This is a genomic window from Flammeovirga sp. MY04 (genome assembly GCF_001682195.2).
Lineage (GTDB): Bacteria > Bacteroidota > Bacteroidia > Cytophagales > Flammeovirgaceae > Flammeovirga > Flammeovirga yaeyamensis.
Genome location: NZ_CP003561.2, coordinates 2086370 through 2099624, shown reverse-complemented (window position 1 = coordinate 2099624; position 13255 = coordinate 2086370). Strand labels below are relative to the sequence as shown.

The following is a 13255-nucleotide window of genomic DNA, read 5'->3' as shown; positions in this document are numbered from 1 at the left end:
TCACACTCCATAAATATGCGAAATCAAATTTGACAAAAATAAAAAGGGAAGGTAATCGATTACCTTCCCTATGAGACAATATAAATGCAGCACAAAAGTACCTTTATTTCACTAAAATTCTAGAAGAATAACTTCCCTCTTTACCGGCCACTTTCAAGAAGTAAATACCACTTGATAGCGATTGGATATCAAATGTCTTTTTGATATTGAAAGAAGTAGTTTCTGCATATACCTCTACACCATTCATATTGTAAATTGTAAAAGTATATTCGCCAGCAGGAATACCAGAAATATTCACTTCACCATGTGCAGGGTTAGGGAATACATACATGTCTGCCGGTGCTTCTTCTAATGCAACTCTTGATGATGAACTCTGAGGAGTTAACGTTATTTTGTCTAAATTCCACTGCCAAGTCTGACTACCGATAGCATACACTCTTACGGTGTGTTCGCCTTCGCTTAAACTTACTGATGCTCCATTTAGAGGTTGGTAATCGTCCCACTGACCATTATTCCCCACATTATCTGTAGATACAGCCACACCGTCTACAAGCAATTGCACTCTCGTGTCACCGCTCATTGGAGTAGAAATCATATACTGAATATCGTAAGTGGCAGCCCCTACAACGTTGATGGTATAGTCTGCATAATCACCTGAATTGACATAGTTTACACCTAATCCATTGACTTTATTCATTCCGAAAGGAACAAAACCATCATTAAAAGTACCGCCAGTAGATTCAAAGTCTTCCGCTTCAATCACGATAGTTTCAGCAGGATTACCTGTAGAAGGAGCATTCACAGTTATACTTGATGTTGCAGTAAAACCTCCATCTGTAGTAGTAGCAGTAATGGTTGCCGAACCTGCAGCGACTGCAGTCACTACACCTGATTGATTAACACTCGCTACTGCAGTATTGCTCGAAGTAAACATCATTGTCTGATCATCTGCATTCGATGGAATGACTTGTCCTGTTAAATTACCTGTATCACCAATATCTAAAGTTAAATTGGAAGGACTCAAAGTTACTCCAGTTACAGCAACAGTTTGATCTCCCTCTACAGGAGTTAGGGTGATATTATCTAAATTCCATTGCCAATCGTGACTTCCTGATGCCGTCACTCTTAGTGTATTACTACCCTGAGTTAATTGAATTGAATACCCTGCTTCTAAAGTGTTGTAATTATCCCAACTACCATTATTTGGAACATTGGTTGAACCAGCATTCGTACCGTTAACAGCTAAAGAAATTGCAGCATTATTCGATGGCGTTGAAATACTGTAACTCACATCATAAGTTCCAGCCGTTGCATTGATATCAAATTCTACATAATCTCCTGAGTTCACCCAATTGATACCTACACCATTGACACGGTTGGCTCCAAAAGGAACATGACCATCGTTAAAAGTACCTCCCGTTCTATTAAAATCTTCTGCTTCAATAATTAACGCTTCTCCATTGGGAGGAGTGACTGTTGCATCCGTTACTGTTACCGTTGATGTAGCAGTGAATCCACCATCAGTTGATGTTGCAGTAATTACAGCAGTACCTTCGGCGATAGCAGTTACCACACCCGATTGGGAAACAGTAGCCACTGCAGTATTATTTGATGTAAATGTGATTGTTTGATCGTCGGCGTTAGATGGAATCACCTGACCAGTTACATTTCCAGTAGCACCTGTTTCTAGGTCCAAAGTGGCAGGAGTAATAGTTACTCCAGTAACAGCAACCGGAGGTGTAGGATTTCCTCCATCTACTGGTTTATATACACGTACCCAATCCACTTCCATTGCATTTCTAGCAGGATCTGCTAGTGCAGCATCAGTTGGAGTTTTACCATAAGAAACTAACCAACTTTGCGATTCTACATTAATAATGATATCCATTTCTTTAGTAAAACCATTACCCGATTGGTATTCACCTGGATCAATCACATTAATACCATTCGAAGCAGCACTTGCCGCTTGTAGCGTCCCAAATTCAAATTCACTCGAATAAGCATAAGTCGTTACTGCAGAATATCCATTTCCTTGGTTAACAGGTTGGCCACCCACATTATTACCATAGGCATCTTGCGTACCCATAGGGTGTTGTTGATTATAATACGTATACTCCCAAGTTCCATTCATTAACGTCGCCATGGCATTATGGTACATTACACGTACCAATGCCCCATCGATATAATATTCAAAGTGGAAAGGCGTTTTCCAGTAGACGCCTAAACGTAAATAACGTCTGTCGCCATTGTTCCAAGCCCAATCACCCCATCCGTAAGAAGTGTTCACACGGCTATCTGGCCACCAGCTATTCCAATCTCTTGGCTGATAATCGTGAAACGGCGAACGAATAAAAGAGTGATGTGAAATATGTGTAAGGTGCTTAAAACCATCTACACCACCATAATTCTCAATAATATCAATTTCTTCAGTATCGTCTGGACTTAATAACCAGAAACAAGAAGCCAAATCGATATTGGCCACACTAATAGCCGATTCCACATACACAGGGTATTGAACTTTAGCATGCGAGGTTACACAGCCTGAATTGACCCCATTATTGGGTAAACCCATTTTGGGAGCGTTGCCATTCCAAGGGTTAGCTTGGTTGTTTTGATCCCATCTAGATGTGCTAATGACTAAGCTACCCTCCTTTACCTCAACGTTTTGGTATTTCCAATAAGTAGTTCCTGGTCCATCCCAAGTATTGTGATAGAAGTTGTACCACTTGCCGTTACCAAAATCAGATTTTGTGTTAGCGGCATTAAAAGTGTAGTTAAAGTCGTCAGACACATTTTCTTGTAGTTCCCAAGATTTACCCGCACCTGCATCGGCAGGGACAGGAATGCTACTCCAATCTTGTGCTAGAACTGTAGAGCATAAGAAAGTGAGCAATAGTAGATAAAAATGCTTCATTTCATTAAAGTTTGTATATACCCTTTCGGATAAAAAAATTACTGGTTGTTCATTAGTGAGTACTAATGTTTTAATTCATTTCGAAAACCAAATAACTGATTAAGTGTAGGGATAACAACTAATTTAACTAGACAAAAACTGAATAAAATGAAGGAACATGGGCTGATAAATTTTTAATAATGAAGAGTTTTCATAAGATGATTTGATTAGTTATACACGTTGTTATAGGTGATTTAAAATAGAAATCACCCTTTTTTGTCAAGTTTTTAATTTTGAGAATTTATACTAGACATTCTTAGAGTTTTCTACTATTCTAGCTTAGCAAAAGAAAATAAAAAAGCCACCTCAACTAAATCGAGGTGGCCTTAAAATTTACTGTTACAAAAAACTATCGTTGATCAGCAAATTTAGAATCTAAGTATTTTTTCAACAATTTCTGATCGATCTCAGAACTGTCTTTATATTTTATTCTCAAGTCTTTAAGATCACTCTTAAGCTGAGTAACTATATCTTTATATTCAGGATCATCATATACGTTTTTCAATTCATGTGGATCATTTTTTCTATCGAATAATTCCCACTCATCCACATCATAGTAATAATGAATAAGCTTGTATTCTTTAGTGATGATCGCATAATGACGTTTCACCATATGAATTGATGGGTACTCGTAGTAGTGGTAGTACACCGCTTCTCTGTCCCATTCCGCATCATTACCCGTTAATAGTGGCATTAAACTTTCGCCTTGCATATCTTCAGGCTCTTTGATACCAGCAGCTTCAAGGAAAGTTTGAGCGAAATCTAGGTTTTGCACCATTTCGTCGTTTGTAATTCCCGGCTTAATTTTGTTAGGCCAACGAATTAATAGTGGCGTTTTAAACGATTCGTTATAGGCAAAACGTTTATCAAACCAACCATGTTCACCTAAGTAGAAACCTTGGTCCGAAGTGTACACAACCAATGTGTTATCAGCTAATTTGTTTTCGTCTAAATAATCTAATACTCTACCCACATTTTCATCCACAGAAGCAATCGTACCTAAGTAATCTTGCATATATCTTTGGTATCTCCATTTCATCAATTCTGTTGAATCCATGTTTGCGTAGTTCTTAATAAATTCATCATTAATTGGTCTATAAGAAGCATCCCAAGCTGCTTTTTGCTCATCCGTCATACGGTCTCTTTCTTTATGGAAAGCTTTTATATCCCAATCGGCCGTTTCTGCAATATTTAATTTCTCCATCACTTCAGGATACAATTTAGAATCGCCTGCCCAGTTCATATGCTCTAAAATATTCATTTCGGCAGTATGAGCGGCAGTACCTCTGTTGCTATAATCATCAAATAAAGTAGAAGGCTCCTGGAATGATTTCTTTGTATACTCTTTATGGTGACGGGCTGCTGGCAACCACTCTCTGTGAGGCGCTTTATGCAAGTACATCAACATAAATGGTTTGGACTCATCACGTTCCTTATCCAACCAATTTAAAGTCATGTCGGTAACAATATCTGTGACGTAGCCAGGATAGTCTTTTTTACCTTCCTTTTTAGTTATAAAAGTAGGATTGTAATAGTGTCCCTGACCAATTAAGATCTTAAACTCGTCAAATCCTTGAGGGTTATTTCCGAAGTGAAGTTTACCAAACATGGCCGTTTGATATCCTGCCTCTTGGAATATCTGAGGGAAAGTAACATTGTCTTTATTAAATGGAAAATGATTGTCTGTTTTGCCATTAATATGGGAATGCTTACCGGTTAATATCACTGCTCTCGATGGAGCACAGATAGAATTCGTCACACAAGCATTGGTAAACAACATACCTTCGTCGGCAAGTCGGTCGATATTTGGTGTATTGGTAAGTTTGTTATCATAGGCACTTATCGCTTGGTAAGCGTGATCATCAGACATGATAAATAAAATATTAGGTCTTTTTGATGATTCATTGTTTGTAGTTTTTTCCTTTGAACAGCTAAACAAAGCGACAAAGCATAAAGTAATAATTAAAAAATTGATTTTCATTTGATGTTAATTAATTGAAATTATTGTGGTGGATTTCACTTCTAAACTTTTATCAAAAGTAAAGGTGTGAAATTAATTTTTGATACTATATGGACTTAATAATCTATTAATCCATAAAAAATAAGAAAATTAATGATGATTAAGGGTTGGTTAATGACAAATTAATACAGTAAAGTAAATTTGTGTATCAATTTTTTGCTAAAGGTGAAAATGCCTCTACCAATAAAGTATAACAAACAAAAGAAATGAAAGTATATTATTTAATCCTATTTTGCTGTCTATCTCAATTTGTCATTAAAGCACAAGATAGACCTAATATTGTCTACATCGTGGTGGACGATATGAGTCCTTTCCCAATGGAGAAAGACGAAAAAAATGAAACTAGAGCCTTTGGTTTTTGTGGTGAACAATATGTAGAAACTCCTTTTATTGATCAATTGGCCTCAACAGGTATTATCTATAAGAATGCTTATGTATCATCATCGGTTTGTTCTCCTAGTAGATATTCTTCTTTAACAGGTCGTTATGCGGGTAGATGTGAAGGAGAGGTATTTATGAAATTACATCCACATGGCTATATGACAAGGATTGAAAACAATACCGAATTAGAGGCAGATAAACTAAATGTGGCTAAAATTTTAAAGCAAAACGGTTACACTACTGGATTTGTTGGGAAAAGTCATATTGTAGATCATGATATGCTGAAGAGAAAAAAATTCGCAGTCAACGGATTTAAGGAATACGATAAATTAGCTGATATTAAATCAGAAGAAGTGATAGAAGCCATGCAATTCAATCAACAAAAATGGCAGGGACTCATTAAGGAATATGGTTTCGATTATGCGAACGCTGTTTATGGTGGAAATCTATTAGAACTTTTTTCAAAGGAAGCGAATGTTCATAATATCGAATGGACAACAAGTGCGGCTTTGGATTTTATAGATCAGAATGCTAAAAACAAAAACGGCTTCTTTTTATATTATGCGACAACGGTTCCTCACGGTCCTGAACCTTGGAGAAAGGTAAACGGAGAATATAAATTCGGTTTAGATGCAGATCCTAATATCACAGGTGAAGGGTATGTGGAAAAGGATTACTCATTTATGCCTTCTCGTGATGAGATTAAAAACCAAGTTTTACAAAACGATGAGTTAAGAGAGGATCAAGCTTGGATTACTTGGTTTGATAAAAGTATTGAAGCAATGGTCAATAAGCTAAAGGAAAAAGGCTTGTATGAAAATACCTTGATCGTTATTTCTGCAGATCATGGAGCTTATAAACACGGTAAGACGACTTTATATGAAACTGGAGTGAAAATTCCTTTAATGATGCACTGGCCAAAAGGGATTCCATCTGGAGCAGCTTATGAAGGAATGGTACAGAACATCGATTTTGCTCCTACATTTTTAGACATTGCAGGTATAAAAGTTTCTGATAAGATGGAAATGGACGGGAAGAGTATCAAAGAGACGTTTACAAACCAAAATGTAAAAATTCATGAGTATCTATATTTCGAATTAGGCTTTGCAAGAGGGATTTTAAGTGATCAATGGAAATACATATCAGTAAGATATCCGAATAGTGTTAAAGCAAAAATCGAGAAAGGACAAATGTTTAATGGATTTCAAGGCGATAAAATTCCTGAACCTTATTATACAAGGAATCAACATTTGGGTAGACTTGCGAGTATGCACAATCCTTTGTATTTCGAGAAAGATCAATTATTTAACCTGACGGTTGACCCAACAGAAAAAAATAATGTGTTCGAAGAAAATAGAGAAAAAGCCAATCAGTTAAAACTTATCTTAAGAGAGCAACTGATGAGTTTTAAGAAGAGACCTTATGATGAATTCACTAAGAAAAAATATATTCCTTAGTCATTCTTTTTGATATTTATGTGTTGTGTTTAAAAAAAGTTACCTTTGTTATAAGGGTAACTTTTTTTGTTAGCTAAAAGACGATTTATAATAGATCAATTTTTCTGTAAATAAACTATTATATTTTATTGAAATACTATTCATAGGACTTACTTATAGCATTAAATACTAGATTAATTATCATACATCTTCCATTAATTCATAAAAATAGCAATAAGTAACATATTGAAAATCAATGAATAATAATATTATTAATGATTTTTTTATCTATTAATACCCTATTAAGATAAAAGTAAATATTAGTTAGTAACCACTTTTTAAAATTGTGTATCAAATACTAATTGGTAAAACTTTTTAATGAATGAAATGAAAATATTTAAACGCTTTGAAGATCTGAGATCTATGCTTTTACCATTTATCTCTATTCTTCTATTAACAACAAATCTATTCGCACAGACTGATAAGCACCTCATTACCGGTGAAGTAATTGGTGAAGAAGATGCGTCTCCATTGCCAGGGGTTAGTATTATAATTAAAGGTACTACGACAGGTACAGTTACAGATTTTGATGGTAATTATTCTATTGAAGCAAGTAACGATGATATCCTTATCTTCTCTTATATAGGCATGCTTCCTCAAGAGGTAAAAGTCGCCAACCAATCGGTAATTAATGTTACGCTTGAAGAGGATCAAGTACAACTGAAGGAAGTTGTTGTGACTGCCCTTGGCATTAGTCGTGAAAAAGAAAGCTTAAGTTATGCTACTCAAAAAGTAGATAGCGAAAGCCTTTTGCAAAACAAACAAGCGGATGTAATCACTAACTTATCTGGTAAAGTGGCAGGTGTTCAAATTACGAGTGCCGATTCTCCTACGGGAACAAGTAGAGTGGTGATCAGAGGGGCGACCTCTTTAACGAAAGACAATCAGCCATTATATGTAGTGGATGGTGTGCCTATCGAAAGTGGAGGTGGTGATGCTAATGTAGGAATTTCTACTGAAGGCGATAATTCTGCCAATAACATCGATTACGGTGGAGGGGCCAGCTTTATCAACCCAGAAGATATTGAAGATATTCAAGTCTTAAAAGGAGCGAACGCTGCTGCACTTTATGGTTCTAGAGCATCGAATGGTGTCATTATGATTACCACTAAAAAGAGTGCAAAACAACAAAAAGGTTGGGGTGTTTCTTATGGCATGAACTATCAACTAAGAACGATTAACCAATACCCTGAATACCAAAACGAATATGGTGCAGGTAACGGCTTTAGAATTGGTCAAAACCAACAATATCTAAACGAAGATGGTATTCCAGTGATGTCTCGCTACCCAAGAAGCTGGGGTGGGCCTATGTTAGGACAGAAAGTAATTGCTTATAATGGAGAAGAAGGTCAATATTTACCTCAACCCAATAATATGAAAGACTTCTTCCAAACAGGTAGAAACATGACCAACAGTATTACTTTGCAAAAATCCGATGCCAACGGTTCGTTTTACCTTTCGTATACAAACATGAATGCAAACGATATTATTGATGGTCAAAACGAGCAAATCAGAAATACCATTAACGTTAGAGGAACGAGAAAGCTGACTAAATTCTTAGATGTTGATGCTAAAATGACATTTGTGAATGAGCAAACTAAAAATAGAATGCAAAAGAATGGTAGCCCGAAAAACCCTTATTATGCATTTACCTACATGCACAGAAATGTAAATTTAGATGAATTAAAACCTTGGAAAGATGCCAACGGAAATGAGTTAGGTAGCTTTAATAACTTCTACAATCCGTATTGGGCCATGTATGAGAACACAAACAATGACCAAATGAATAGAGTGTTACCAACGGTAACGTTGAATGCTCAAATTGCGGATGGTTTATCGGTGAAAGGTCGTGTTGGTGGTGATGTTCAATTTAGGCAAGGAGGTATTTTCAATAACGTTGGGGCCTCTTACGATCAAGACGGTAGCTACACTCACTTTAATCGTGATATCCATATTTGGAACTACGAAGCTTTCTTAAACTACACAAAGAAATTAAAAAACTTCGATGTTTTAGTAACTGCAGGTACAAGTAGATTCGATAGAAAATCGAACGTTAGTACTACATCAATTGAATCATTGAGTGCAGATGGAGTAGCAAGTGGTGCCAACGCTGGTGGTTATCCGGTGTTTATTCAGAACGAAGATAATAAACGAATAAACTCTGTTTTTGCGACTTCTTCGCTTGGTTTTAAAGAAATGATCTATTTGGATTTTTCAGCAAGAAACGACTGGAGTTCAACCTTACCAGAAAATAATAATTCATACTTCTATCCTAGTGTTGGTTCTTCTTTTGTGTTTACGAATGCATTCAACATGTCGAGTAGAGTATTTACTTTTGGTAAAGTAAGAGCATCTTGGGCTAAAGTAGGTAACGATACAGGCTTTAACAGATTACATAACACATTCAGTTACGGAGGTATTTACAATGGTGATATGTGGGTGGATAATCAAACTCTCATGAGAAACCCTCAATTATTGCCAGAAACGACTTATTCATGGGAATTTGGTGCCGATCTGAAGTTTCTTGATAATAGAGTGAATTTAGACCTTACTTATTATGAAAATGTCACTACCGATCAGATTATTCAAATTGATGTACCTGCTGGATCAGGTTTCAAACAAAAAATGATCAACGCAGGTGAAATCGAAAACAAAGGTTTAGAAGTTGTTTTAGGTGTAAAAGTGATCGACAAAAAAGATTTTAGCTGGGACATCAATATGAACTGGGCGAAGAACAACAACCTTGTCACTAGGCTATACACAGATGAAGTGACCAATCAGGAAATTAAATCTATTCGATACAGAAGTTATGGTAACTTATCAGTAAATGCAGAAGTAGGTCAACCACTTGGTTTAATTCGTGGTAGTACTTGGAGAAGAGATAAAGATGGAAAACGTTTGGTAGATCAAGCAGGTATTCCAATTGAACATCCTGAGCAAGTACTAGGTAATGCTCAAGCGGATTGGATTGGTGGTATTGGGACCAATCTAAAGTTCAAAAACTTTGATTTAGGTATTCTTGTAGACATCAAAAAAGGTGGAGATGTGTATAGTTTAACGTATTCTAAAGCTGAAACGTGGGGTAATACAATGACTTCTTTAGAAGGTAGAGATGACTTCTGGTTTAGTAGTGTTGTACTTGGAGAAAACAACCAAGAAAGAGCAGGAAACGGTCTTTATGGTTCTGAGTATGGAGATAGCCAAAGAAACAAAGGTGTATTGGTACCGGGAACATATATTGGTCAAAGAAATCCTGATACAGGAGAATGGGAAGCCGTAGCACCAAACACTATCTATGCATCGCCTCAAGCATTCTATCAAATGGGTACAAACAATGCTCAAGAATATAATTTATTTGATGCTTCTTATGTGAAATTAAGAGAAGTATCTATTGGCTATACTATTCCTAGAAAGTTGTTGAAAAACCTTCATATCAAGAGAGCAAGAATTGCAGCAGTAGGTCGTAATTTATGGATCATCCATCAAAATACACCTAAAGGATTGGATCCTGAAGCAGCCTCTTATTCGGGTAACGGACAAGGTATTGAGATGGGATCTTTACCTCCAACAGCAACGTATGGTTTTGACTTTAGAGTAAACTTCTAATTAAAGGGATAATGAAAAATATTGTATATATATTAAAGTTAGCTTTCGTTTCGTTTTTGATTTCAGGTTGTACAGATCAGTTTGATGAAATCAACAGAAACGATCATGAGCATCAAACCGCAACACCAGAATTATTATTTCCAGGTGTAGTGAAAAAAACATTGGATTTTGTCAATGGTCAGATGGAGGACAGAATGTTTCTTCAGTACTCTCACTATGTATCAGTTAGTGGTGGTGATTTTGCCAATTACTTTTACACAGACGTGACTATTTCACAATGGTGGAACAATAGTTATGTGGACATTCTTAATAACAACCAATCGATTATTGATGCTTACAAAGAAGATTCGTTGTATACGAATAGAGTACAAATGGCAGAAATCTGGAAAGGATATGTGATGTCGGTTGTCGTTGGTACTTGGGGACCCGCTCCATATGATCAGGCTTTAAGACAAAGTTTATCGATTGATTATGAAAGCGAGCAAGATATTGTAGAAGGAGTATTGTCACATTTGAATGAGGCCTACATTAAAATGGGTGAAGGTGTGGATACGATGAATGATCCTATTTTCCAAGGTGATATTCAAAAGTGGAGAAAATTTGCCAATACTTTGATGTTGAAGCTGGCTTTAAGATATCAATACACCTCTGCTGAAATTGTTGATTTTGGTAAATTGGCCATGTCAAGAGAAGCCGATTTAATCGCAGATGAATCAGAAACAGTAAAAGCCGCTTGGGGTCCTGCAGAAGAAAACTGGAACCATTTTTACAGAGCGTACATTCATACGAATCCTATTCTATCATTACGTCTAAATCACTTCTTTTTGATGTACATGAGAGATTTGAAAGATCCTAGAATTTCTGCTTATGCTGATGCACCGGTTCAAGACTACATTGTTCAGGATACGGTATCTAGACAAGACGGAGCAGAGTTGGTGATTCAATATGCGGCTCCTTTTGTCGGAAGACCAAAAACACCAACAGCCGATAACAATTGGGCGGTGAACGATCAGTTTAACCCTTATTCAGGTTATGGTCAAGACAGCTACTCAAACATCTCTCAAGAGTATTATGCAAAGGATTTTGCTCCAACGATTATTAGCTATGCTGAAGCTTGTTTCTTAAAAGCAGAAGCGAAGTTATTACACTGGGGAGGTGGCAAAGATGCTAAACAATATTATGAGGAAGGTATTCAGGCTTCGTTAACATCAAAAGGTATGGGCGATAAGTATATGGAATACATCCAAAATGATGGTGTTGCTTGGGGATCAAGTTCAAATGGAGTAAACGATTTTAGAAATATCGTGAATTCAAAAATTGATAGAGGTCCTTTCCAACAAGTGATTACCCAACGTTGGATCGCTTCTTTCTTCCAAGGTTTTGATGCTTGGTGTCTTATCAGAAGAACCAATGTATTTGATGTACCACCTCACTTTAATGCGGTATCAAGAATTGGTTTACCTACTGAAATGCCAGAGAGAATGTTGTATCCAAGTATCGAATCTAGATTGAATAGTGTAGGCTATCAACAAGGATTAAGTTACTTAGGTGGAGTGGATTACTTAGATGTTCCATTGGAATTATCAACACCAAAGACACCAAAAGATTGGAGTAACATGATTCCAACAATGAATACAGAAGCCATTCAGTATTGGTATGGTAACACAATAGAAGAAGTCGATGCTTCTGGAGTAGAATATAGAATAGTTGAAGAACTTTAATATAAAAGAGAAATGAAATCAAAAATATATTTATTACTGATTAGCGTATTGTGCATTTTCTCTTCTTGTACGGAGGAGGAGGTGAATAAAGAGGGGCACCTTATAGATTATGAAATCGAGGAAGTACCTGTAGAACAAGATTATATGGTGGGCGCTTTTTATGCGATCAATACCTTACCTTGGAATGCCAACATTGAAGAAGTACCTGTACTAGGAGAATATGGTGTGGCCGACGAAACGGCCATGAAAGCACATATTGATTGGGCTTCTGATCTTGGCGGAATCGATTACTTCTTGTTCCGTTTTACGAATGCTTCGAATGCTGATGACAAGAATATGTTAAACGCATTTATGGCTCAGAATACGGAGAATAAAATGAAGTTTGCACTTCGTTACAACTTTGGAAACTTGGGTATTAACGAAAAAAATACATTAGAAGACAAAGGTCTTGTAGATGTTTTTATTAATGAGTTTAAGGAAATGATTCCTTATTTCAATGAAGAGAATTACCTAAAGGTAGATGATAAATATGTAGTAAATGTGATCAATGCACATCGTTTCTTTTGTAATGATATTCAAGCAGTATATCAACAATTAAGAGATGAAATGTCGGCTGAAGGTTACGAGTTATACATTATTGGCGAACAATCGGGTTGGGTACCTCCAGCAAGATTCGAAATGTTTTTTGAAGGTGTAATGGATGGTATAGCTCCCACAACCATGTTTAACAACTCCAACTACGATAGACACATTACCTTTCCCCAGATACTTGACCAACATTGGTTATATAGCAAAGATTATTATTTAAATAAATTCAATATCGAGTGGGTACCGACTATTGCACCAGCATTTAATCCTAAAATTCAGAACCCTACAAGTGCCGCTTTCAAACACGACAGAACAGAAACCTATTGGTGGTCTATGTTGAATGTGGCCAAAAAAAGTACAGGTGCACACCGCCTTATTATTATTAACTCTTTCAATGAATGGAAGCAGGATACGCAATTAGAACCTAGTGAAACTTATGGGACATCTTCCCTTGAATTATTAAAACAACAAACAAAACGATAGTAGATAA

6 protein-coding genes are annotated in these 13255 nt (G+C 36.4%); 4 read left to right on the top strand and 2 right to left on the bottom strand.

Translation table 11 applies throughout. The annotated features are described in order from the left end of the window. Window positions 1-103: 103 nt before the first annotated feature. Together MY04_RS27445 and MY04_RS27440 are read right to left on the bottom strand one after the other, a co-directional pair. On the bottom strand, window positions 104-2914 hold the full coding sequence (locus MY04_RS27445; RefSeq protein WP_066216487.1) for an Ig-like domain-containing protein: 2811 nt from the start codon (window positions 2912-2914) through the stop codon (window positions 104-106). Between the two features lie 388 nt (window positions 2915-3302). Further along, window positions 3303-4934: a sulfatase family protein gene (locus tag MY04_RS27440; RefSeq protein WP_066216485.1), complete on the bottom strand. Its 1632-nt coding sequence runs from the start codon at window positions 4932-4934 to the stop codon at window positions 3303-3305. A 245-nt stretch (window positions 4935-5179) separates the two neighbouring features. Between MY04_RS27440 and MY04_RS27435 the strand changes: the two genes are divergently transcribed. The 4 genes from MY04_RS27435 (at window position 5180) to MY04_RS27420 (ending at window position 13248) form a co-directional block, all read left to right on the top strand. Beyond that, window positions 5180-6811: a sulfatase family protein gene (locus MY04_RS27435; RefSeq protein ID WP_066216483.1), complete on the top strand. Its 1632-nt coding sequence runs from the start codon at window positions 5180-5182 to the stop codon at window positions 6809-6811. Window positions 6812-7177: 366 nt separating this feature from the next. Further along, window positions 7178-10456, top strand: coding sequence for a SusC/RagA family TonB-linked outer membrane protein (locus MY04_RS27430; RefSeq protein WP_158297957.1), 3279 nt, complete (start codon window positions 7178-7180; stop codon window positions 10454-10456). An 11-nt stretch (window positions 10457-10467) separates the two neighbouring features. After that, window positions 10468-12177 (top strand): SusD/RagB family nutrient-binding outer membrane lipoprotein, encoded by a 1710-nt coding sequence (locus MY04_RS27425; protein WP_066216477.1) that lies wholly within the window; start codon window positions 10468-10470, stop codon window positions 12175-12177. A 12-nt stretch (window positions 12178-12189) separates the two neighbouring features. Next, window positions 12190-13248, top strand: a complete 1059-nt coding sequence (locus MY04_RS27420) for a glycoside hydrolase family 99-like domain-containing protein (protein WP_084006180.1) — start codon at window positions 12190-12192, stop codon at window positions 13246-13248. The last annotated feature ends 7 nt before the right edge of the window (window positions 13249-13255 follow it).

Coding starts and splice junctions, on each gene's coding strand:
- MY04_RS27445 (WP_066216487.1), bottom strand. CDS start 2,914: ATGAAGCATTTTTATCTACTATTGCTCACTTTCTTATGCTCTACAGTT.
- MY04_RS27440 (WP_066216485.1), bottom strand. CDS start 4,934: ATGAAAATCAATTTTTTAATTATTACTTTATGCTTTGTCGCTTTGTTT.
- MY04_RS27435 (WP_066216483.1), top strand. CDS start 5,180: ATGAAAGTATATTATTTAATCCTATTTTGCTGTCTATCTCAATTTGTC.
- MY04_RS27420 (WP_084006180.1), top strand. CDS start 12,190: ATGAAATCAAAAATATATTTATTACTGATTAGCGTATTGTGCATTTTC.
- MY04_RS27430 (WP_158297957.1), top strand. CDS start 7,178: ATGAAAATATTTAAACGCTTTGAAGATCTGAGATCTATGCTTTTACCA.
- MY04_RS27425 (WP_066216477.1), top strand. CDS start 10,468: ATGAAAAATATTGTATATATATTAAAGTTAGCTTTCGTTTCGTTTTTG.